This window comes from Streptomyces sp. P1-3 (assembly GCF_050613155.1).
Lineage (GTDB): Bacteria > Actinomycetota > Actinomycetes > Streptomycetales > Streptomycetaceae > Streptomyces.
The window spans coordinates 7,840,594-7,861,852 of sequence record NZ_CP192512.1 but is presented as its reverse complement, the minus strand read 5'-3'; the positions used below and the strand labels follow the sequence as shown (position 1 = coordinate 7,861,852).

Genomic DNA, 21,259 nt, shown 5'->3' with positions numbered 1-21,259 from the left:
ATCCCGGGAGCCGTAGCCCGGGGTCTCGTGCTGCCGGATCAGCGCACGGCGGTCGATGTGCCCGTCTCCAGGTCCAGCGTGGGTACCGGGCGGCGCTGGTCGTGCGTGCAGGCGGCGCGCCTGCCGTGGTCTCGAGCCCACCGCCAGCGCACGCGTTCATCGCGGGCAGCCGGCTCGGGGAGCATGGCGGTGAGCTGGTCCTGCCATACGAACAGGGCTTCCTTCGCGGACTCGGGCGTCACGCAGGCCTTGCCCCGGTAAGTCTCCGTATCCACGTCGGTGACCACCCCCGGCAGCAGACGCAGCACCTCTTGGGCGTCCTTGAGCACGGCGAGCGATGATCAGTCGCTCAGAAGCAGTCCTTCGGCGGGTCGGCCGGCGATATGAAGTGCTTCGCCCTCACCCACGTCTTGTACGGGACAGAGTCCTCCCGATACCAGTACCCGTACCGGTTCGAGTGCGCGCACTCAACACCGACAGGGGCTCCCTGCCGAATATGACGAACCTTGGTACACCGGTCGGTCGGGTACTTGCACAGGTCGGCACCCCCCGGGTCGGCCACGTACATCGTGACCTTGCGAGGCGCAGCCGCGGCCCCCTCCGCATGCGCTGTCGGCGCCAGGACTCCGGCGCCGAAGAACGCCGCACCCAATGCGGCGACGCTTACGAGCTTACGAACAGTCAACACTCCCCCAATTCCCATTTCATCACCGATTCCCCTCGCTTCAAAGGCGGTGCCATTTCCCGCCCCTTGCTGCATTTCATCCTTGTGGAACGGAAGACGACAAGGAAGAGGTCATTGATGCGAAGGCGAAGGCCATTGATGCCCTGATGTGCATAAGCGCGCAGGTCCACGGTGAGGTCGAAGGTGTCGAACCCGTCGGCGATCCGGACCGTGGGGCGCTCGAAGTTCACGCACCAGTTCCGCAGCCGCTCGCCGGCCGCCATTGGGGACGTGGAAGGCGTTGACGCTGCACCAGGCGCCCGGTGGCTTCCACAGCGGCAGCTCGGTCTCCTGCCACCGGCTGTCCGCGAGCTCCCACTGGCCCGTCGCCATCGCGTCCGGCGTGGTCGATGTACGCGGCAGCCGCGTGAGGGACGAAACCGACCGGATTCGAAGGCTGACATCTGGCTCCTGCGCCACGGCGCCTACGAAGGCCACCGCCCCGGCTACCGCGCCCCACTCGACGCGGCACGAAGGGACGCGAGCAGGTACGCAGCTCCCTGCCCCTACCGGACGGCATCACCGGCATCGTCACGAGCCCCATCCCCCGAGCCCGCCAGACCGCCGCCCTCATCGCGCACGTCACGGGCCTGCCGATCATCGCGATGTCCGGCCTCCTGGCGGAACGGCGCGTATCCAGCGTCGTCCTCGGCCGCACACCCGCCACCTATCCACCCGCCTACCATGCATGGCGAGAACGCCGTCTCGCCAACCCCTCCCTGCGCTTCGAGGACGGCGAAAGCCTCACCGACCTCCACGCCCGCGCCAGCCACTGCGTCAACTTCCTCCACCGCAACACCCAGAAGCACGGCCCTCTCCTGGCCGTATCCCACAAGCTCCTCCTCGGCGTCCTCACCCGCCTACCAGAAGGCCCCACCGCCTTCACCACCGCGGCCAGCACCTCCTGGCAGTTCACCGAGCACCGCCTCTTCACCACCCACCAGCTGACGCCGCAGTTTCCCCGTGCACAGCCGTGAGCCTGGGCCCAAGAGCGGGGCAGCTTCAGACCCCCGTCCGCGCCCGCTTAGGCTGTGAGTCCTGGCAACGGAGGGGGTAGGCAGTGGCGCTGAGTTCGGGGGATCCGGCGTCGCTGGGCGACTACGAGCTGCTGGATCGGCTGGGTTCCGGCGGGATGGGCGTGGTGTATCTGGCGCGCTCGGCCTCCGGTCGGCAGGTGGCGGTGAAGGTCGTCCATGCCCAGTTCACGGAGGACGAGGAGTTTCGTACCCGGTTCCGGCAGGAGGTGGCGGCGGCCCGGAGGGTCAGTGGTGCGTTCACCGCGCCCGTGGTGGACGCCGACCCGGACGCCGAGCGGCCCTGGATGGCGACCCAGTACGTCTCCGGGCCCACCCTCGCGGAGCGGCTGGCGCAGCACGGGCCGTTGGACTTCGCGGAGTTGCGGCGGCTGGCGCTGGGGCTGGCCGAGGCGCTGCGCGACATCCACCGCGCGGGAGTGGTCCACCGCGACCTGAAGCCCGCCAACGTCCTGATGGCGGAGGACGGCCCGCGCGTCATCGACTTCGGCATCTCCCGGGCCGGCGACAACCAGGCCCTGACGACCACCGGCCGGGTGATGGGCACCCCGCCGTTCATGTCTCCCGAGCAGCTCAGCAGACCGCGCGAGGTCACCGCTGCCTCCGACGTCTTCTCGCTGGGCACGCTGCTGGTGTACGCGGCAAGCGGCCGCGGCCCCTTCGACGCCGAGAGTCCGTACATGACGACGTACAACGTCGTGCACGAGGCGCCCGCACTGGACGAGGTGGCCGAACCGCTGCGCGGCATCGTGGCGGACTGCCTCGCCAAGGATCCCACCGCCCGGCCGGACCTGTCGGGCCTTCTCACGCGGCTGCGGGAGCTGCCCGAGCGCGGATCGCCGCGCGTCGAAGGCGCCGCGAAGGCCGGTTCGCCGGCCGAGGCGGAGGAGTACGCGCCGACGAGCCCCGGCAGGCGTCGACGGCGCACCTTGCTAGCGGTACTGACCGCGGCCGTGGCGCTCGGACTCGGCGGCGGCGGGCTCGCGCTGTACACAGCGAACGGCAACGGAGTGCGAACGGACGAGCAGTCGGCGGCCGCACAGCGGAAGGTTTCGCCACCCCAGGGATGGCGTCCATGGCAGGTGTCGCTGCCGAGGGACGGGCGCGATCAGCTCTACGTCGCCGACGACGAAGTGAACTCCCCGGCCTGCGTGCGCGAGGGCGACGCGTTCTTCTGCGGGGGCCGGAATGTGCGGCTGGTCCGCGTCAACGGGCTGACCGGGCACGTCGACTGGCGGGCCAAGGAGCTGGTGACGGCCGCGACGCCCGACGAAGGCACGAGTGTCAGCTTTTACCGGCCACTCGCGGTACGCGGCGGTTTGGTCTATCTCCACGACAGCCCTGGTGAGATCTCCCGGAGGCTGGTGGCGGTCCATGCGGATTCCGGCACGGTGGCTTGGGCTCACCGCGTGAGTGGCGAAGAGGACCATCCCACTGTCCTCGCGGGCGACATGCTGGTCTCCACCGATCCGAGCGGTAAGGCTCTGGTCGCGCGGGACGCGGTGACCGGCGACGAACTGTGGACATCTCATCCGGTTGAAGGCGGCGCGTGCACCCCGACGGTGGCGGACGGGCTCCCGTACGCCATCTGCTACGGCCGCGACTCCGACGAGGGGTCGGGCGCGCTCCTCATGCGGCTGGACAAGCGGAACGGCGACGCACACCGGGTGACGGACGTCGGCGGCGCCGAGAGCGTCCTCGGCGCGCACGACGGCACTCTGCTGTTGGGGACTGAGGCCAACCCGTGGGAGCCGTCGCCCTCCCCCGCTGTGTCGCGGGTCAACCCGCGCACTGGCGAGAGGCGCGAGCTGAAGCTGCCCGCCAACGCCGACGGGACGCCGACGCTCGTCGGCGGCCGGCTCTTCTTCGTACAGGAGACCGGCCGCGTCACGATGGTTGATCCGCGCAGCGGCAAGGAACTGTGGAGCACCGTGGCGTCCGTCGAAGGTCTCGGTGCTCCCACCGTCTCCGCACAGGCCGGGGCGGTGTATCTGTGCGGTGCGAGCGGCCGGCTGGTGGCACTGGACCTGCGCACGGGCGCCGAGCTCTGGCACACCTCTCCCCACAGCTCCGTCTCGGGCCTCGGCGGCGCCGCGTTCGCCGTACGCGGCACGGTCACCGGGCTGACCGGCGACCAGACGCTCTTCTCGGTCGACCCGGCGCACCCGGACGCCCAGCCCTCCGGCTGACCCGGAACCACCCGGCAGCAGTCGAGGCGTATCGCCTGCAGTACAGCACCCTCTACAAGGCCGCGGCCGGTGATCGGATGACCGCCCGGCCGATAAGGGGACGTGAGGAGCAGGCCGTGAGCGCCGCCCAGCACACTCGCACCAGCAACCCCCTTGACCGGAGTCATCCCGAGCGATTCGGCGAGCCAGCCTCCTTTTGTGCGGGACGGCTCAGGGGGCGATCCCTCCACGCCCGTGCCCCATCCGTGTCCTCCAGCACGGTACCGTTGATTCCCAAGCTCAGAGCGCGAGTTCGATTCTCGTCACCCGCTCCAGCATCAGCGGGGAACCGCAGGTAGGAACCGTGACCCCGGCTGGACCATGCCCCGCACTCTGGGCATGGTCCGACGGCTCCCCCATGCGTTACGGCGTCAGGCGCACTTGCCCTTCAGCCACGCCTTGTAGTCCTTGGTCCACGACGTGCCGATGCGTCGCGGCCCCTGAGCGAGCGTGCTCTGCCATCGCGGGTGGTTTCCGGAAGCCGCCGGCACAGGCTCTTCCCAGCCGATCCCGTCGACCCACGTGGGGTAACCGCGCAGCGTGGCCTCCAGGCCCGCGGCCTTGACGCGTCGGCCGAGCTCGGGGCGCAGACTGTCGTCGCGCGTGTAGATCATGATTTCCTGGCCGGCCGTCCGTTCCCGGATCGGGTCGAGGACCTCACGCCACGCACTGTCCGCCCACTGAGGGTCCAGGCAGGCCAGGCCGATCTCGTTGAACCGGTGGATCACGTCGCCGACGGTGTCCTCGTCGGCCTGCACCAGCTTCGCGATCACCGGCACACGGTTGCCGCCGGCCGAGGCCAGCAGCATCATCGCGCGCCGGTACGCACCGAGTTGGTGCTGCCCCAGCACACGATCTGCTGCAGCTTCTGCCCCTCCTGGCCGGTCAGTCTGCGCACAGGGACCAGCTCGGCCACCGCACCTCCAGCAGTCGGACGGCCCCATCCGGACATCCAACCGCGGGAACCACCGCCCCGGCCAGCCTTCGCGGTCAGAGCACTAGATCCGGGGGGCGCCGGTGACCGACATCACCAGGGAGTACAGCGTGGTGGTCGCGGTGATGAACAGGCGGTTGTTCTTCGGGCCGCCGAAGGCGATGTTGGAGACGGGCTCGGGAACCCGGATCCGGCCGATCAGCGTTCCGTCCGGGTCGTAGCAGTGCACCCCACCGGCCATGGCCGCCGCCCACAGCCGCCTGTCCTTGTCGAAGCGAATGTTGTCGAACCGGGCGACACCGTCCGTGGCTTCGGCGAAGACCTTGCCGTCCGAGAGCGTGCCGTCCTCGCGCACATCGAACACGCGGATGTGACCGGCCCGGGTGTCGGAGACGTACAGCTGCTGCTCGTCGAGGGAGAAGACGAGCCCGTTGGGGCCGCCGAAGCCGTCCGCAACCAGGCGCACCTGTCCCGTGCCCGGGTCCACTCGGTAGACGTTGCACGCGCCGATCTCGCTCTCGGCGCGGTGTCCCTCGTAGTCGCTGGTGATGCCGAAGTCCGGGTCGGAGAACCAGATCGAGCCGTCGGAGCGCACGGTCGCGTCGTTGGGGCTGTTGAGCCGCTTGCCTTCGAAACGGTCGGCAATGACCGTGATCGCACCGTCGTGCTCAGTGCGGGTGACGCGGCGGTTGCCCTGCTCACAGGTGATCAACCTGCCCTCCCGGTCAAGGGTGTTGCCATTGCTGTGGCCCGCAGGCGAGCGGAAGAGGCCGACAGTGCCGGTCGCCTCGTCCCACCGCAGCATGCGGTCGTTGGGGATGTCACTCCAGATGGCCTGGCGCCAGGCCGGAAGGTAGAGCGGGCCCTCCGCCCAACGGCAGTCCTGGTAGAGCCTTTCCAGCCGCATGTCCCCGTTGGCGCAGCGTCCGGTGCGGAACCGCTCGTCCACAACCTCGTAGATGTCGGGGCGGGTGTCGGATGACATGGATGTTCCCTTCACGCCTGTTACAGAATCTCATTCGCTTGATCTCGAACATTGCAGGATGAGATATGGTCTTAGCAAGAGGTGACCGAAAACCGGGGCACGGAAGAGGCGAGCATGGACGACATCGACCGCGAGCTTGTGGCACTGCTCCAGCAGGACGCCACCCAGCCATACGCCGCACTGGGCAAGGCGGTTGGCCTGTCGGCAGGCGCCGCCCACGAGCGGGTACGCAAGCTACGCGAGCGCGGCATCATCCGTCGCACGACGGTGGACGTGGACCCGGTCGCGTTGGGGCGCGGGGTACTGGCCTTCGTCATGGTCGAGTCCTCGGCCTGGATGGGCGACTCGGCCGCCGACTTCGCCGCGATTCCCGAGATCCAGGAGGCGCACGTCATCGCGGGCAGTGCGTCCATCCTGGTGAAAGTGCGCACCGCAACCACCGAGCAACTCCAGGACGTACTGCGGCGGCTCTACGCCATTGACGGCGTAAGCGGCACCCAGGCCACAGTCTCCCTGGAGACCTTCTTCGAAAGGCCCGTCTCTCCCCAGGGGGCGGTCGTCGGCTAGTGCTCTGACCGGGAAGGGATGACGCGCCAACCCGGTAGACCTTCCCGGTCAGAGCACTAGCGAAAGAACTCTCTTGTGACGAATACCCTGCCTGCTCGGGCCGAGGATCTCCCACGGTCTCAGGCGCAGCGGCGCGTCCTGATCGTCTTGATCGCCGCTCAGGTCCTCAGCGGTGCCGGACTGGCGGCGGGTCTGACCGTCAGTGCCCTGCTCGCGCAGGACATGCTCGGTTCCACCGGCCTTGCTGGTCTGGTCAGCGCCCTGTCCATCACCGGTTCCGCGCTGGCGGCCATCGTGGTCGGGCATGTCTCCCAAGCGCGCGGCCGTCGCTCCGGTCTTGCCGCCGGGTATCTGGCTGGTGCCGTCGGCAGCGTGAGCGTCATCGCCGCTGCGGTCGCCGGCAGCTCCGTGCTGTTGTCCGTCGCGATGTTCGTCTACAGCGCCGGTACGGCCACGAACCTGCTGGCCCGCTACGCCGGTGCCGACCTGGCGGCTCCCGAGTACCGCGCCCGCGCCTTGTCCACCGTGCTGGTCGCCACCGCCCTGGGCGGCGTGGTCGGGCCCGCTCTCGCCGCGCCCGCCGGCGACCGCAGCGCCGCCTCCGGCCTCGTCATCGCGCTCCACATCGGGGCGATGCATCTGCCTGCGCCCCTGTCCGGCTGGCTCGTCGACCGGTACGGCCGGCTCACGGTCGCCGCCGCCTCCGCGCTGGTCCTGCTGGCCGCCGGACCGTCGCTGCCAACGCCCCCCCGGGGGGGGCGGCCGCCAGGTTCGCGGTGGCTCTCGCGTTGCTGGGTGCGGGTTGGAGTCTCGGCCTCGTCAGCGACACCGCGATCATCACCTATGCCGTCCCGTTGGCCACCCGCGCCAGGACGCAGGGTGCGGTCGATGTCTGCCTCGCCCTCGCGGGTGCCATGGGCGGTATGGCCTCGGGCCTGGTCGTCACGGCCGCCGGCTGTCCTCTTCTGGCCGTCGGCGGTGGCATCCTGGCGCTGGCCATCGTGCCAGCGGTCGTCGTCGCAGCGCGCAGTCGCTGAGCGCCGCCCCCCTGGCCCGCACGGGCAGTGGCCGCATCGGGCGGGACACAAGGGATACGTGGTTACGGCCGTAGGTCGACGTCCGGTTGGGCTGGGTGCCACGGGGCATCGGGGCGGGTTGGACGTGCGTCGGCGGAGAGCCGGAGGGCGTACACACCCCTGTCCTTCTCGTCGAGGACGGGCCCGAGATAGTGATGGCCGGTCATATGGCACCAAGCGGCCAGGTCGAGTGGAGCGGCCGGATCGGTCGCGATGACATGCACGACGGCACCTGGCTCGGCCTGGGCGATCCCGGCACGCAGCCGCAAGAGGACCGCGACGCAGAGCAGTCCGGTGCCGTCGACGGTGATGTCTGCTTCCGGCACGGAAGCCGGAGCCGGGGACGAGCCGGTCATGCGCGGGCCATTCCGGTCAGCAGCATGCTCAGGTCCAGCCCTGGTGCGCTGACGGCCCTCGGCAGCCATTCCGGCACGGACCGCTTTGATCGCGGGAAGAGCATCGCTTCCTCATTTCTGTTCAGTGGCGCGGGCGGCCGGGGTCATCCGGGCGAGCGCGGCGCGCAGCGCGGCGTTGAACTCGGCGGGGCGTTCCTGGTGCGGCATATGGCCTGCGTCGGCGATGACGCCGACCTCGGCGTCGGGCGTGAGCGCGGCACAGGTCCGGGCCACTTCCAGGGGGATCGCGGTGTCCAGCTCACCGTGAAGGTAGTGGATCGGTACCTGTAGCCCGGGCAGTGCCGGTCGCGGGTCGTAGCCGTCGGCGGTGGCCTGGTGCTCGTCGATGTAGACGCCGGAGTCCAGGATCTGGCGAACCGTCCAGTCGATGAGCGCGGGGGCGGCGCCCGGCGCGTACCACCCCGGCACCCAGTCGGCGACCGTACCGGCCCGGTCACAGCACAGACCGGTCACGAGTTCCGTCTGGGCCTCCGTCGAGGGCCAGTACCCCGGCGCGTCCACCGGAACCACGCCTCCAGTCAACTCGGGGCGTCGCACGCCCAGTTCCGTGGCGAAGGTCCCGCCGATCGAGGAGCCGATGACGACCGGCCGGTCCAGCCGCAGCGCGCCGATCAGCGCCACCAGGTCGCTGACCACCCCGGCGGTGGTGTTGCCGCGGGCTGGGTGGGCGGACCGTCCGCAGCCCCGCCAGTCGACGGTGACGACCCGGTGGTCCCGGGTGAAGTCGGGGAGCTGCGCGCCCCAGGTTTGGCCGCTGGTGCCCCAGCCGTGCAGGAACAGCAGCGCCGGACCGGTCCCCTCGTCCTCGTAGTGGAGCGTGGTGCCGTTGACCTCCAGGCTGGGCATGGTGGTTCCCCTCTGCCTCGTGGGCCCTTGCGGGCCGTACGGTTCGTGATGTTCCCAGCCAACCGCGCTCGCCCCCGTCGGCCAACGACCGATCCGCGACTACACTGATCGCGAACCGTGATCAGTGCAGGTCACGGCGAACGGGGGGCCAAGGACCATGGAACTGCGTCAGCTCCGCTACTTCCTCACCGTGGCGGAGGAACTGCACTTCGGCCGGGCCGCCGAGCGGCTGCACATCGTGCAGTCCGCGGTCAGTCAGCAGCTCCGCCGGCTCGAACGTGAACTGGGTGCCGAGCTGTTCGCCCGCTCCACCCGCGTCGTCCGGCTCACCGAGGCCGGCGACCGGCTCCTCCCCTACGCCAGGGAGATGCTCGCCCTCCAGGCACGCGCCCGCGAGGCCATCGACGAACTGCGCGTCGAACGGGCCACGACGGTGCGCCTCGGCACCAGCTCCGGACTGGGTGTCCGGCTGGACGCCGTACTCACCGCGTTCACCCGGCTCGCCAGCCACGCCCAGTTGGAACTGGTCACCGGCAGCACCGAGGAACGCCTGGCGCAGGTGCGGGCCGGTGACCTGGACGCCGCTCTGCTGCGCGGTGAACGGACCGCCCCCGGGCTGGAGCTCCAGCCGCTGTGGCAGGACGCACTGATGGCGGCACTGCCCGCGGACCACGAGCTGGCCGCGCGGGAGACCATCGAACTGGCCCAGCTCGCGGAACTGCCGCTGCGGCTCTCCCCGCGCTCCCGCAATCCCGCGCTCCACGACCTGGTGATGCACTCCTGCCGGTCGGCCGGCTACACCCCCGCCCTGGGCCCGGAGTTCACCAACGACCAGGACACCCTCGCCGCCATCGGCCACGGCACACCGTCCTGGACGGTCTTCTACGCCCCGCACGTCGGCCAGCTCCATGTCCCCGGCGTGGCGTTCCGCCCCCTGAGCGGGCCGACGCCCGTGATGCGGACCTACCTCGCGGTGCGCAACGGGCCGCCCCGGGCCGCGCTGCGAGCCCTGATCGATGCCTGCCACGCGACGGTCGGCGCGGGCGCGGTGGCAGGGCCTGGGAGTGCCGTGTGACCGCAGTGTCGATCAGCGATCCGGCACGGTGAGCGCGCCCTTGCCGACGATCGTGGTGAAGCCTCCGACAGTGATGCCGGCGAGGCGGCCTCCCTCGGTGCGGGCGCCCGCCTCGATCAGGCTGGGACGTCCCATCCGGACCCCCTGCTCGATGCGGAGCGTGTGCTCGCCCTCGGTCTGCCGCGATCGCCGGGCGAGGCTCCCGGCCAGCCCGGCACAGGCGGAGCCGGTGGCGGGATCCTCATCGACCCCGGAGCCGGGAGCGAACGCCCGTGCGTACAGGGTGCCGCCGCTTCGGAACTCTCCCGCGAACACATAGAGGTGCGGCGACCAGCCGTGGGCGATACCCGCCGCCCACGCCGCCCTGTCCAGGACGGCGCGGTCCACGGACTCGGCGGACGCCAGACGCACGTAGCAGAAGTTCAGTCCGACCCCGCCGTACCAGCACTCCAGGATGTCGTCCTCGGGCAGGGTGAGCGCGCCCGCGACCGCTGTCAGGGACGGACGGTGCGTGGGGGCCTCGAAGGGGATGTCCAGTGCCAGTCGGCTGAAGGAGCCGCGGACGTCCACCGTGACGGGGCCGATGCTCTCCTCGAACGTCAGCCTGCCCTCCGCCGTACCCGCTTCACCGTGCCCGCCCGCGGCGAGCACGGACGCCGTACCGATGGTCGGGTGACCGGCGAACGGCAACTCCTCGTGCGGCGCGAAGATCCGCAGGCGGTAGCCGCGGCCCGGCGCGAGCGGGAACGCGAAGGCCGTCTCGGAGAAGTTGAACTCCCTTGCCAGCGCCTGCATCATCGCTCCGGACAGCCCGCGCGCATCCGGGAACACGGCCAACTGATTGCCTCCGAACGGCTGTTGCGTGAAGACGTCGGCGATGACGAACTCGTACGCCATGGTCAGCAGGCGATGACGTCGATCTCGACAGCGGCGCCGAGCGGGAGCGCCGCGACACCGATCGTCGTGCGTGCCGGGTAGGGCGCGCTGAACATCTTCTCGTACGCTCCGTTCACGGCGGTGAAGTCGGCCATGTCGGTCAGATAGACACCCACCCGTACGACGTCGTCGAGCGTCTTACCCCCGGCCTTGAGTACCGCGTCGATGTTCCGCAAAGCCTGCTCGGTCTGCGCCGCCACATCACCGTCGATCAGCGCACCAGTGGCGGGATCCTGGGCCACCCGCCCGCTGACGAAGATGAAGGGTTCGGTACGGACAGCGGCCGAGAAAGGGCCCACCGGCTTCGCGACCTCGTCCGTGGTGATCTCTTCGTGCTTCATCTGTGCTCCTTGGGTCATTCGTTGGGCCATCGGGCTGGGTCATTGGGCGACGACGGTGTTGGCCAGAGTCCCGATGCCGGAGATGTCGATGCGGACGCTGTCGCCGTCGGCCAGGAACCTCGCGGGAGTGAACCCCGCGCCAACACCCGCCGGGGTCCCGGTGGCGATCACGTCGCCGGGAAGCAGCGTCGTACCCGCCGAGATGGTCTCGATGAGGGTGGGGATGTCGAAGACGAGGTCGCTGGTCTCTGCTTCCTGGCGCAGTTCGCCGTTGACCCAGCACCGCACGCTCAGGGCCGCCGGGTCGATGTCGTCGGCGGTGACGATCCACGGCCCCATCGGGCAGGAGGAGTCCAGGGCCTTGCCGAGGAACCACTGACCGTGCCGGGCCTGGAGGTCCCTGGCGGTGATGTCGTTGACGATCGTGTAGCCGAAGATGTGCCGGTGGGCCTCCCCGCGACGGATGCCACGGCCCGCAGTGCCGATAACGACGGCGAGTTCGGCCTCGTAGTCCAGGCACTCGGTCACGTCGCGGGGCAGCGGGATCGTCGCGCCGGGCGCTGTCACGGTCTCCGGGGGCTTGGTGAAGACCACCGGCGCGGTGGGGACGGTGCCGGTGGGCGACGCGTTGAACCCGCTCCGGTCGAACTCCTCCGCGTGCTCCCGGTAGTTCTTCCCGACGCACAGGATGTTGCGGGCGGGTCTGGGAAGGGGCGCGAGGAGTTCCACGTCGGACAACGGCCGGGGGGCGGCCAGGGCACCCGGGGCCAGACGGTCGCGCACGTCGTCGAACCTGTCGATCACATCGAGCATCGTGGCGAGGGGACGACCCGCGTCCACCTGGTCAAGGGCCCGTACGGTGCCGCCGACGACGACGCCGACCTGCGGGCTGCCGCCGCACCGGTACGTGGCGAGTCTCATGACGCTTCCTCCGGCTGCCGCAGATGCGGCGGAAGCCGGTCGGCGAACTGGGCCTCGCCGTTGCCGAACGAGAAGTTCTCCGGCGGGACCTCCAGCAGGCTGATGAAGACGTCCTCGGGGCGCACCTCCAGCTCGCTGGACAGGAGTGTGACGATGACCCCGTACAGCGCGGTCTTCGTCTCGCGGCTGCGGCCTGCGGCGAGCGTTATCTGGATCAGGATGATTCCGTCCGTACGCTCGATACCGAGGAACGACGGGTCGTAAGCGATCTCCCCGGGGTCGTGCTCGGTGACGATCTGGAAGCGGTCCCCTTCGGGAATCCTGATCGTCTCCACCATCGCGCGGTGCACACAGTCACCCACACGGCGGGCGACGTCCCCGCCTCTTGTGTGGAGCGAGATGCGAACGAAAGGCATGATTTCCTCCTGATGCTTACTGAACAGTGAGCTGTTGGGCATCCGCGAGCAGACCGCGGAGCATTCCGAGCAGGTCGTCGGTGGCTCCCCGGCCGAAGGCCGCCGCCACCTCTTCCTGGACCGCCATCCAGTGCGGACGCGCCTCGGCGAGCTTCGCCACGCCCTCGGGCGTCAGCCGCACCATGCGCTGACGGCGGTCAGCGCCGGTCTCGACAGCGACGAGCCCGGCCCGCGTCAGGGGCTGAAGCTCACGCGTGCAGGTCGTCCGCTCCATGGCGAGGCGGTCCGCGAGCTGACTGACCATGAGCGGGCCCTCGGCGTCCAATCGCGCGAGGAACGCGTAGCCCGTGGGCCGCAGTCCCGCCTCCCCCAGCGCCTGGCTGTAGAGGCGGTCGATCCACCGCGTGGTCATACGAAGCGTGGTACACACGCACTCTGTCGTGGCAGGCTGCATGGGATGAGTGTATATACACGTATCTCAAAATGGAACGGCAGCCATTCATCCGAGCCCTACCCGGAGCCCAGGGCGGTCCGGAGTGAGTGACGTCTCGGCATGGCCTGACTTCCATCAGCGACGGGCCGTTCGGCCGCCGGCCCCACGATGTCGATGAGGGCCAGGACGACGACGCCGACCGGGGCGAGTAGCCGCCGCAGCGCGATCCTGGAGGGCGTGGGCCGCATTCACTTCTGCGCTTCCTGCGGTGCCCGGCTGCCCCGGGGCGCCCCTGCCCGCTCGGTTCTCGGAGTCCTGCCGCCCGCGCCGCGGTGCGCGCGTCAAGTAGCGCGGGCTTGCCCGTAGGACAGGCGGGTTGGACCGGTTGATGACCCGCTACCCTGCCTGTTACGTACGTCCGTACCAATCGGCGCCTGGGAAGGGGTAGTGATCGTGGCAGAAGAGGCCGAGCGGCGGCCGCGCCGTACGCGCCGGCATGACCCGAATCGGCGGGAGCGCATTGCCGAGGTCGCGGAGGAGCTGATCGCCGAACGCGGCCTGGAGGGTCTCAGCCACCGGGCGATCGCCGAGCGGGCCGATGTTTCGCTCAGCTCCACGACCTACCACTTCGCCGACCGCGAGGCCCTGATCCAGGCCGCACTCGAGCGAGCCACGGACCGCTTCGCCGGCTTCGTGCGCCAGTGGGCCCTCGAGCATGCGCAGGACACCCGGGAGCAGCTGGCCGAGGCACTGGCGGACTCCGTCATGGCCTGTCTGGGTGAAGGCAGGACCGGGATGGTCGTGGAGTTCGAGCTGTATCTCGCCGCGCTGCGCCGCCCGGCCCTACGGGAGGCGGCCGCGTGCCTGACCCGGGAGAGCGTCGAGGCGATGACCCCGGTGGTGGGGCCCGTGCTCGCGGCGTGCATTCCACCGCTGATGAACGGTCTGTGCCTGCAGGTGATGACCGCGCCCGAGCCTCCCGGCCGCGAGCAGGTCCTCACGGTGGTGAGGCAGGTACTGGGAGTGGAACCCGCCTAGCCCGACCCGCAGCGGGTTGCGGACCGGCCCGCCGCCGACGCGCAGGAACACACAGTTCCGCTGGCGCGTCAGCGGCGGGTCTTTCTTGCTGTGGGGGCTTTCTCGCCTTGGGGGCCGACGTGACCCGGGCCACTCCTTCGAGAGTATTGGTACGGTCGTACGTACCGATGAGCTAGGGTGAAGATGTCATGAAAACGTGAGCAAATGATCTATATGGGGCATTGAAAGGAAAGAGCGATGGCGAAGGCGAACCCCTGCAATCTGGTGGACATCACGGTGCCGCATGCGGCCCACAGCGAGGCGCGGAAGTTCTACACCGAAACCTTCGGGTGGAGCGTGGACATCGACATCCCCGGCTACCCGATCATGGGAACCGGTGACGGCGGCGCTCAGGTCGGCCTGATGTGGGAGGGCAACCCGGAGTCGGGCGACCTGGCGAAGTTCTGGAAGACGGGCAAGGCGATGCCGTTCCTGGGCACCGACGACATCGACGGCTGACCTGATGGCCTACGACGAAGTGCTGGCGGACCGGGTCCGCCAGCACCTGGAGCAAGCCGACCTGGACTCCGTGGAGAAGAAGATGTTCGGCGCGGTCTGCTTCCTCGACCGGGGATACACGGTGGCTGGGGTGTTCGGGGACGACCTGCTCGTGCGCGTCGACCCCGACGACATGGACGACGCCCTGGCCCAGTCCGGCGCGCGGCCCTACGACTTCCGCGGCCGAACCTCGGGCGGCTGGGTGTACGTGGCGGGTGAGGTCCTCGACGACGAAGTCCTGGACGACTGGCTGCGGGCGGCCTGGGACGCCACGGCCGGGCTGCCTCCCAAGTGACCCACCCGCACGTCACGCCCCCTGCGAGGTTCGCGACGCCGCGGGCCATCACCTTCCGTCGGCCCCACCTGGACCCCAGGACACGCGGCAGGCCCAACTGGCCCCATGACGAGCCCCAGCGCCTCCCCCGCCACGTGCGACCCAGCCACGCGCCCTGTCGCATCGACGCCGTACATCTCGTCGACGTCACCGCGGACAGCAAGTCACACTGCGACCCCGCCCGGCAATGCCCCGGAGGTGCCTCCTATGTGTGCTGCTCCGCGTGAGCGTTCGGTCTTCCTCGGGCTGCTGCCCTGGCCGGAGCGTGTGCAGGTGGCTCGAGCCCTGCGGACGGAGACGGTCGGCGGGCTGGTGCTGCTGGGCGCCGCCGTGGTGGCGCTGGTGTGGGCGAACACCCCGTGGAACCGAAGCTACGAGGCACTGCGCGATGTCCACTTCGGCGTACCCGCGCTCGGGCTGGATCTGTCCGTGGAGCACTGGAGTGCCGACGGGCTGCTCACCCTCTTCTTCCTGGTCGCTGGGATCGAGCTCAAGCGCGAACTGGTGGCCGGCGGGCTGAGCACCCCGGCCACGGCTGTCCTGCCGGTGGTAGCCGCGGTGTGCGGCATGGCGGTGCCCGCAGCGATCTACCTGGCCACGGTCACGGTCGGCGGCGGGCGTGCCGGAGGTTGGGCGGTGCCGATGGCCACCGACATCGCTTTCGCGCTGGCGGTGCTGGCCGTGCTCAGCACCCACATGCCCACCGCTCTGCGGGCCTTCCTGCTGACCCTGGCGGTCGTCGACGACCTGGGCGCGATCCTGGTCGTGGCGGTGTTCTTCTCGAGCGGCCTGAAGCCGGCCGCCCTCGGCGGAGCTCTCGCCGGGCTGGTGGTGTTCTCCCTGCTGCAGCGGTTTCGGGTGCGCGGCTGGTGGTGGTACGTGCCGCTGGGCGTGGCCATCTGGGCGCTGACGTACAACGGCGGGGTGCACGCCACCGTGTCCGGGGTGGCGATGGGCCTGCTCCTGCGCTGCGCCCGCGACCAGGACGCGGGGGAGGACGCCTCGCCCGGGGAGCGCACCGAGTACCTGCTGCGACCGGTGTCCGCCGGTGTCGCCGTGCCGCTGTTCGCCCTGTTCGCCGCCGGAGTGAGCGTCTCGGCCCCCATGCTGGGCGAGGTGTTCACCCGCCCGGAGCCGCTGGGCGTGGTGCTGGGCCTGGTCATCGGCAAGACGGTGGGGATCTTCGCTGGAACCTACCTCGCCGCCCGGTTCACCCGGGCCCGGCTCAACCCTGATCTGGCCTGGGCCGATGTCTTCGCCCTCGCGGTGCTGGCCGGTATCGGCTTCACCGTCGCCCTGCTGATCGGTGAGGTGGCCTTCCCCGACCCGGCCGATACCGGGCGCGTCAAGGCCGCCGTCCTGCTCGGCTCACTGCTCGCCGCGGCAATGGCCGCGCCACTGGTCAAACGCCGTAACCGCATCTACCGCGGGCTGTGGGAGGCGGAGAACCGCGACGAGGACGCCGACGGCATCCCCGACATCTACAAGCGCGGCACGGGCGGACCCGCGCCCGGCGCCGCGGGTGAGGACTGAGCGCCGGGCGACCACCGGCGCGAGGAACGGTCGGGAGGGCCGTGTGCGAGCGCTCATGACCGGCCGAGAGGGGAAGTCCCTGGGCGGAGCGCCAGGTCGAATCGCCGCATCGTCTGTCTGTGTGCGTTCCGCGGGACTCGGGTGTGCGGGATGGGTGCCGGTGTCGATGAGGATTTGCTCGGCTGGGGTGATGTTGTCGGCTCGTACGGCCTGGGCCATCGCGGCGCGTGCCGCGTCCGGCGTCGCCTGCGAGGGGACGACCAGCAGTGAGAAATGATCCTTGTCGCCCCGGGTGATGAGGACGGTGTCGTCACCGACCGGGGAGGAGTCGAGGTGGACGACCCGGTCGTCGATGATCAGTCGCGTCGGCAGTTCCTCCCAGGCACTCGCGTCCAGTCCGACGCGGGTGATCGGGCCGAGATGCCGGCTCAACGCGGTGATCAGATTGGGCAGTTCGGCGGCGATGTCGCGGGATCGCGGCCACCACGCGCCATCGAGGATTCCCTCGCGAAGCCGTGTCGTCTCCAGCCTCAGAAGCGCTGTCCCGGGCTTCACTGCCTCGAGGATCGCATCCGGGAGGAGCCTGGCGGGACGCGGGGTGTCGGAGTCGGCCATGGTGAGTTCCCCTCGACGGGGATCGGCATCTTCACTGGGTAGCCCGTGGCAGAACCGCCGTGGTCGCCACAGCGAAGGGTTTCAGGGCTTCACCGTACTCCGCGTGCCGGCCCGCAGGCTCGTCCGCGAGGCTCAGTGCGGGCTCGCACTCCTGAGAAAGCGCTGGTCGCAGGGGTGTACGGCCCATGGACCGGAGTAGTGTGAAGACACCGGGAGTACTTCGCACACCGGCTCCCGTGCCGGTGCCGTTCCCGGCGAGCAACAAACACCGGGCAGTCGAAGACGAGCCCGGAGGCGGGTTCGCGCCATGACCATCACCACCGAACGCACGATGACCGATGAGCGCGTCCCCTCGCCACCGGCTCGTTTGTCCCTGACGCCCGAGGGCGCGCCTCCAGGTCTCCTGGACGGCGCCTGGTGGCCCCGGTCCCGGGACCTCTTCCGCGAGTTGCCCGCTCTGACAGACAGGCTGGACAGGTGCTGGGGCCGGATCACCCATGTCACGGTGAACCCGACCCACTGGCCGGTGATCCCCCCGAAGGTGCCCGTCACCGGGCACACGGTGCACGTGGGTTGGTTCACGGATGAGCAGGACCCGCACAAGCTGATCCTGCTCTCCTACAGCGCAGGACGCTGGGACCTGCTGGTGATCCCACCGGAAACCAGCGCGGCGTCCGCCGCCCGGCTGATGTCCGCCGCAGCCACCCCCGGCAGCCTCCTCACCGCGAGCAGACTGATGGACGACGAGGACGCGATCCGCGACGCGACTGAGGACCGAGGCCGGGAATCGGAGTGGGACACCGAGGGCGGGGCCGAGCCTCCGCCGCTCAGGCATCCGATCGGGCTCCCGACCTCCGCCCAAGAGAGGTGAGGACAGTGGAGACTGTCATCACCACCGCGGTGATCCTCGCCATGATCGCTCTGGGAGTTCTGCTGATCCACCTGCTCAATGGCCAGCACGACCAAAGGATCGCGGCCTTCCGCTACAGCGACGTCCTGCCGGTGCGCGGCAGCCGGAGCCGGAAGCGCCGGCGGCCGGCCGACGGGGCCGCAGGACACCACGACGGGGACCGCGGATGACACCGACTCTTCTCTGACCGGGGGCGGTGGGTGCGACGCCGAGGCGGCGCGCCCACCGGCACGTCACTTGGACGCCTCCCATATCACCTGGACGAACGAGGACACCATGAAACCAGCGGAACCAGTGCCCTCGGCCGGACACGCCGAGGTTCGTATCGTCGCCGCGTCCCCGGAGACGGCACGCCAGGTCGCGGAGGTTCTCCGGCGCTGCTTCGCCTCCACCGAACAACGCAGCTATCCCGTAGGCCACGACGGCGGGACCCGTCTCCATCTCACTGTGGACACCGCCCACGCCGCCGAGCCCGCCCGGTCCTGGCTGCTGTCCAGTAAGTCGTCGGACGACGACCGAACGCAGTCGGACGAGGTCTGAGGGCACCGGTCGCAACGCTGCGCGGCGGCACGCCAGACGGCTGGGCGGGGCACCGCCGCCCCGGCTCCACTTCCCGCACCGACCACCAACCATGAGAGGGCGGCAGCGATGGCAACACTGCGCGAACGCAAGACTTACCGAACCCAGGTCCTTCAGGCTCTGTACGAGGCCACCGAAGGCAACCGTCTACTGGGCGTCGCCGGGGCCCAACTGCGCGATGACCTCGGTATCCACGAAGAGGACCTGGCTGCGGCCTGCACGTATCTGGTGGGCGAGGGCCTGATCGCGGTCGACTGGGCAACCGGCAACACACCCGCGATGGTCACTCTGACACACCAGGGAATCCGGCTTTTGGAGGCCGAGGAGGAGGAGCGCGGCTGAGGCGGTGCTCGGCACTTCCTGGCAGCTGGGGCGCCCGGAAAGTGCGCTATGCCGGGAAAGCGCTTCGAGCGATACCATGGGCCTTGGGTTGGTGCACTCTCACGTGCAACCACCCGGAAGGGCAGCCCCGGTGTGTACACGCCGGGGCTGTGACGCGAGCTGGGTGCCCTCACGTTGCGGGGCGTCCAGCTCTGGAGCGCCGTCCGGGAGGACGGTGTCCACCCGGTGCCCTGCGAATGATCCGCAGTAACCGCTTGCCCTCGTCAGCGTCGATCTCACGCACGCGTACTCGTTCTGCCACCTGCACAGAATGACGGTCACGCGCTGGCCGGCTCCATTCGACCGGCCGTGCCGACCGGTCCGGGAAGGCGCAGGTCACGCGGGGGTGAGCAGCCCAGGAAGATTGTCTCCCCGGCACGCGAGCGGGCCCCCGTTTGCGATCTGGGGGCCCGCGTGGTCTCTACCTCTGCCTGCTGTTCACGCCCGGCGCAGTGCGGAGCGGCCCGCGAAGCGCGCCGAGTCGCCCAACTCCTCTTCGATCCGAATCAGTTGGTTGTACTTCGCCGTGCGGTCGGAGCGGGAGAGCGAGCCGGTCTTGATCTGACCGCAGCCGGTCGCCACCGCCAGATCCGCGATGGTGGTGTCCTCCGTCTCGCCCGAGCGGTGCGACATGACAGCCGTCCAGCCCGCCTGGTGGGCCGTGGCCACCGCGGCCAGCGCCTCGGTGAGAGTCCCGATCTGATTGACCTTGACCAGGACCGAGTTGCCGACGCCGGTGCGGATGCCCTCGCGCAGCAGCGTCTCGTTGGTGCAGAACACGTCGTCGCCGGTGAGCTGACAGCAGTCGCCGACGCGGGCGGTCAGCTCGCGCCAGCCGTCCAGGTCGTTCTCCGCCATCGGGTCCTCGATGGAGACGACCGGGTAGGCGTCGATGAGCTTGGCCAGGTAGTCGGCGTGCTCGGAGGGGGTGCGGCGCACCCCCTCGCCCGCGTAGTCGTACACCCCGTCGCGGAAGAACTCCGACGACGCCGGGTCCATGACCAGGCCGATGTCCGTGCCGGGGCGGTAGCCGGTGCGCTCGATGGCGGTCATCACGAAGTCGAGCGCCTCCTCAGCGGTACGCAGCGCGGGCGCGAAGCCACCCTCGTCGCCGACGCCCGTGGAGTGCCCGGCGGCCAGCAGATCACCGCGCAGGGTGTGGAAGACCTCGCTGCCCATGCGGACGGCTTCGGCGAAGGTGTCCGCGCCCACGGGCGCGATCATGAACTCCTGGAAATCCAGCGGATTGTCGGCGTGGGCGCCGCCGTTGACGATGTTCATCATCGGCAGCGGCAGGAGGTGGGCGTCGGCGCCGCCGAGGTAGCGGTAGAGGGGCTGGCGGTGGGCCGCCGCGGCGGCCTTGGCGGCGGCGAGGGAGACGCCGAGGATCGCGTTGGCGCCGAGCCGGGACTTCGTGGCGGTGCCGTCGAGGGCGCTCAGCGCGGCGTCGAGGCCCGCCTGGTCCGCCGCGTCCCGGCCGCGTACGGACGCCGCGATCTCCGCGTTGACGTGGGCCACCGCGCGGTCGACGCCCTTGCCGTGCCAGCGCGCGGAGTCTCCGTCGCGCAGTTCCACGGCCTCCCGGGCACCGGTGGAGGCGCCGGAGGGGACAGCCGCGCGCCCCAGGGACCCGTCCGCCAGGACGACGTCGACCTCGACCGTGGGGTTGCCCCGACTGTCGATGATCTGGCGGGCGGTGACGGTCTCGATCGTGGCGGTGACGGTTCCGACTGCGTTTGCGGACATGGGAGTTCCTTCCCGTTGTCGTGTGCCGTGGCCCCGGCTGCGACAACGCTGGCGCTGAGCCCGACAACACCAAACCCTACAGCAATGCTGCTCAGTTTTGCTGTACAGCATTGCTGTGCAGGTCAGGTGCACAGCTTTGCTGGCCAACGGGGTAAAGTGCCCTATGCCCACCTCGGAAGCCGCCGCCATCGCCGTCGAACTGCGCACCGCGATGGGCAAGCTCACCCGACGCGTCAAACACGAGGACCGCATCCCGCTGGGCCAGGCCGCCGTGCTCGGTGCACTCGACCGCAACGGCGCCATGACCACCAGCGACCTCGCCGCCGATCAGCGCGTACGCCCCCAGTCGATGGCCCGGGCGGTGGGGCTGCTCATGGAACAGAACCTGATCACGCGCCGGGCGCACCCCACGGACGGCCGCAAGTCGCTGGTCGAGCTGACGGACGCGGGCCGGGCCGCGCTCGAAGCGGAGCGCGGCCGCAGGGCCGGTTGGCTCGCGCAGGCCATCGAGGCCGAACTCACAGATGAGGAGCGGGCGTTGCTGGCACGGAGCGCCACCCTGCTGGAGCGGCTCGCCACACGCTAGTAGGGCTTGGTCGGGTTCAGTCTCTGGTGGCGTGTCCAGATGATCGGTTGTTCCGTTGATCGGGTGTG

Annotated in this window: 25 protein-coding genes and 3 pseudogenes; 14 read left to right on the top strand and 14 right to left on the bottom strand. The window is 69.9% G+C overall.

The annotated features are described in order from the left end of the window. Positions 1-38 precede the first annotated feature (38 nt). Entirely contained in the window at positions 39-329 is a 291-nt protein-coding gene (locus ACQUSR_RS33775) for a hypothetical protein (protein WP_431047212.1), read from the bottom strand. A 352-nt stretch (positions 330-681) separates the two neighbouring features. Next, positions 682-915: a hypothetical protein gene (locus ACQUSR_RS33770; RefSeq protein WP_431047210.1), complete on the bottom strand. Its 234-nt coding sequence runs from the start codon at positions 913-915 to the stop codon at positions 682-684. A 213-nt stretch (positions 916-1,128) separates the two neighbouring features. Between ACQUSR_RS33770 and ACQUSR_RS33765 the strand changes: the two genes are divergently transcribed. Beyond that, positions 1,129-1,701, top strand: coding sequence for a histidine phosphatase family protein (locus ACQUSR_RS33765; protein WP_431048000.1), 573 nt, complete (start codon positions 1,129-1,131; stop codon positions 1,699-1,701). Between the two features lie 83 nt (positions 1,702-1,784). Continuing rightward, positions 1,785-3,947 carry a protein kinase domain-containing protein gene (locus ACQUSR_RS33760; RefSeq protein ID WP_431047208.1) on the top strand — a complete coding sequence of 721 codons (2,163 nt, stop codon included), beginning with the start codon at positions 1,785-1,787 and terminating at the stop codon, positions 3,945-3,947. A 692-nt stretch (positions 3,948-4,639) separates the two neighbouring features. On the opposite strand, the pseudogene ACQUSR_RS33755 reads toward ACQUSR_RS33760, so the two are convergent. Both ACQUSR_RS33755 and ACQUSR_RS33750 read right to left on the bottom strand, forming a co-directional pair. Then, positions 4,640-4,902, bottom strand: a pseudogene (locus ACQUSR_RS33755) (helix-turn-helix domain-containing protein); the annotation flags it as partial. Between the two features lie 82 nt (positions 4,903-4,984). Further along, on the bottom strand, positions 4,985-5,905 hold the full coding sequence (locus ACQUSR_RS33750) for an SMP-30/gluconolactonase/LRE family protein (protein ID WP_431047206.1): 921 nt from the start codon (positions 5,903-5,905) through the stop codon (positions 4,985-4,987). 114 nt (positions 5,906-6,019) lie between these two features. On the opposite strand from ACQUSR_RS33750, the gene ACQUSR_RS33745 reads away from it, so the two are divergent. Then, positions 6,020-6,472 (top strand): Lrp/AsnC family transcriptional regulator, encoded by a 453-nt coding sequence (locus ACQUSR_RS33745; protein WP_431047204.1) that lies wholly within the window; start codon positions 6,020-6,022, stop codon positions 6,470-6,472. A gap of 75 nt (positions 6,473-6,547) precedes the next feature. Beyond that, positions 6,548-7,509: pseudogene (locus tag ACQUSR_RS33740) on the top strand (MFS transporter). Positions 7,510-7,571: 62 nt separating this feature from the next. Here the strand turns inward: ACQUSR_RS33740 and ACQUSR_RS33735 are convergent. Together ACQUSR_RS33735 and ACQUSR_RS33730 are read right to left on the bottom strand one after the other, a co-directional pair. After that, positions 7,572-7,904, bottom strand: a complete 333-nt coding sequence (locus tag ACQUSR_RS33735; protein WP_431047202.1) for a sulfurtransferase TusA family protein — start codon at positions 7,902-7,904, stop codon at positions 7,572-7,574. 111 nt (positions 7,905-8,015) lie between these two features. Then, positions 8,016-8,810: an alpha/beta fold hydrolase gene (locus ACQUSR_RS33730; protein WP_431047200.1), complete on the bottom strand. Its 795-nt coding sequence runs from the start codon at positions 8,808-8,810 to the stop codon at positions 8,016-8,018. A 157-nt stretch (positions 8,811-8,967) separates the two neighbouring features. Between ACQUSR_RS33730 and ACQUSR_RS33725 the strand changes: the two genes are divergently transcribed. Then, on the top strand, positions 8,968-9,885 hold the full coding sequence (locus tag ACQUSR_RS33725; RefSeq protein WP_431047198.1) for a LysR substrate-binding domain-containing protein: 918 nt from the start codon (positions 8,968-8,970) through the stop codon (positions 9,883-9,885). A 12-nt stretch (positions 9,886-9,897) separates the two neighbouring features. On the opposite strand, the gene ACQUSR_RS33720 is transcribed toward ACQUSR_RS33725, so the two are convergent. From ACQUSR_RS33720 to ACQUSR_RS33695, 6 genes are all read right to left on the bottom strand, one after another. Next, on the bottom strand, positions 9,898-10,782 hold the full coding sequence (locus ACQUSR_RS33720; protein WP_431047196.1) for a PhzF family phenazine biosynthesis protein: 885 nt from the start codon (positions 10,780-10,782) through the stop codon (positions 9,898-9,900). A 2-nt stretch (positions 10,783-10,784) separates the two neighbouring features. Continuing rightward, positions 10,785-11,162 carry a RidA family protein gene (locus ACQUSR_RS33715; RefSeq protein ID WP_431047194.1) on the bottom strand — a complete coding sequence of 126 codons (378 nt, stop codon included), beginning with the start codon at positions 11,160-11,162 and terminating at the stop codon, positions 10,785-10,787. Between the two features lie 39 nt (positions 11,163-11,201). Continuing rightward, the gene (locus ACQUSR_RS33710) at positions 11,202-12,083 is read right to left on the bottom strand and encodes a fumarylacetoacetate hydrolase family protein (protein WP_431047192.1); all 882 of its coding nucleotides are present in this window, start codon (positions 12,081-12,083) and stop codon (positions 11,202-11,204) included. Beyond that, the gene (locus ACQUSR_RS33705) at positions 12,080-12,499 is read right to left on the bottom strand and encodes a tautomerase family protein (protein ID WP_431047190.1); all 420 of its coding nucleotides are present in this window, start codon (positions 12,497-12,499) and stop codon (positions 12,080-12,082) included. Before ACQUSR_RS33705 ends, ACQUSR_RS33710 begins: the two co-directional genes overlap by 4 nt. A gap of 16 nt (positions 12,500-12,515) precedes the next feature. Beyond that, a complete protein-coding gene (locus ACQUSR_RS33700) occupies positions 12,516-12,911 on the bottom strand; it encodes a MarR family winged helix-turn-helix transcriptional regulator (RefSeq protein WP_431047188.1) in 396 nt (131 codons plus the stop codon). Between the two features lie 98 nt (positions 12,912-13,009). Further along, on the bottom strand, positions 13,010-13,180 hold the full coding sequence (locus ACQUSR_RS33695) for a hypothetical protein (RefSeq protein ID WP_431047186.1): 171 nt from the start codon (positions 13,178-13,180) through the stop codon (positions 13,010-13,012). Positions 13,181-13,385: 205 nt separating this feature from the next. On the opposite strand from ACQUSR_RS33695, the gene ACQUSR_RS33690 reads away from it, so the two are divergent. The 4 genes from ACQUSR_RS33690 to nhaA all read left to right on the top strand — a co-directional run bounded on the left by ACQUSR_RS33690 (position 13,386) and on the right by nhaA (position 16,374). Then, positions 13,386-13,970: a TetR/AcrR family transcriptional regulator gene (locus tag ACQUSR_RS33690; RefSeq protein WP_431047184.1), complete on the top strand. Its 585-nt coding sequence runs from the start codon at positions 13,386-13,388 to the stop codon at positions 13,968-13,970. A gap of 237 nt (positions 13,971-14,207) precedes the next feature. Beyond that, the gene (locus ACQUSR_RS33685; protein WP_431047182.1) at positions 14,208-14,468 is read left to right on the top strand and encodes a VOC family protein; all 261 of its coding nucleotides are present in this window, start codon (positions 14,208-14,210) and stop codon (positions 14,466-14,468) included. Positions 14,469-14,472: 4 nt separating this feature from the next. Then, positions 14,473-14,802 carry a TfoX/Sxy family protein gene (locus tag ACQUSR_RS33680; RefSeq protein ID WP_431047180.1) on the top strand — a complete coding sequence of 110 codons (330 nt, stop codon included), beginning with the start codon at positions 14,473-14,475 and terminating at the stop codon, positions 14,800-14,802. Between the two features lie 246 nt (positions 14,803-15,048). Then, positions 15,049-16,374 carry a Na+/H+ antiporter NhaA gene (gene nhaA / locus ACQUSR_RS33675; protein ID WP_431047178.1) on the top strand — a complete coding sequence of 442 codons (1,326 nt, stop codon included), beginning with the start codon at positions 15,049-15,051 and terminating at the stop codon, positions 16,372-16,374. A 126-nt stretch (positions 16,375-16,500) separates the two neighbouring features. Here the strand turns inward: nhaA and ACQUSR_RS33670 are convergent. Then, positions 16,501-16,989: pseudogene (locus tag ACQUSR_RS33670) on the bottom strand (DUF5994 family protein); the annotation flags it as partial. A gap of 307 nt (positions 16,990-17,296) precedes the next feature. Here ACQUSR_RS33670 and ACQUSR_RS33665 point away from each other — a divergent pair. From ACQUSR_RS33665 to ACQUSR_RS33650, 4 genes are all read left to right on the top strand, one after another. After that, the gene (locus ACQUSR_RS33665; RefSeq protein WP_431047176.1) at positions 17,297-17,860 is read left to right on the top strand and encodes a DUF5994 family protein; all 564 of its coding nucleotides are present in this window, start codon (positions 17,297-17,299) and stop codon (positions 17,858-17,860) included. Between the two features lie 5 nt (positions 17,861-17,865). Next, positions 17,866-18,069 carry a hypothetical protein gene (locus ACQUSR_RS33660; RefSeq protein ID WP_431047174.1) on the top strand — a complete coding sequence of 68 codons (204 nt, stop codon included), beginning with the start codon at positions 17,866-17,868 and terminating at the stop codon, positions 18,067-18,069. 106 nt (positions 18,070-18,175) lie between these two features. Then, on the top strand, positions 18,176-18,439 hold the full coding sequence (locus tag ACQUSR_RS33655; protein ID WP_431047173.1) for a hypothetical protein: 264 nt from the start codon (positions 18,176-18,178) through the stop codon (positions 18,437-18,439). Between the two features lie 108 nt (positions 18,440-18,547). Next, positions 18,548-18,820 (top strand): hypothetical protein, encoded by a 273-nt coding sequence (locus ACQUSR_RS33650; RefSeq protein ID WP_431047171.1) that lies wholly within the window; start codon positions 18,548-18,550, stop codon positions 18,818-18,820. 477 nt (positions 18,821-19,297) lie between these two features. Here the strand turns inward: ACQUSR_RS33650 and eno are convergent, their stop codons facing one another. Beyond that, positions 19,298-20,605, bottom strand: a complete 1,308-nt coding sequence (gene eno / locus ACQUSR_RS33645; RefSeq protein ID WP_431047169.1) for a phosphopyruvate hydratase — start codon at positions 20,603-20,605, stop codon at positions 19,298-19,300. A 163-nt stretch (positions 20,606-20,768) separates the two neighbouring features. Between eno and ACQUSR_RS33640 the strand changes: the two genes are divergently transcribed. Beyond that, positions 20,769-21,191: a MarR family winged helix-turn-helix transcriptional regulator gene (locus ACQUSR_RS33640; protein ID WP_431047167.1), complete on the top strand. Its 423-nt coding sequence runs from the start codon at positions 20,769-20,771 to the stop codon at positions 21,189-21,191. Positions 21,192-21,259 lie beyond the last annotated feature (68 nt).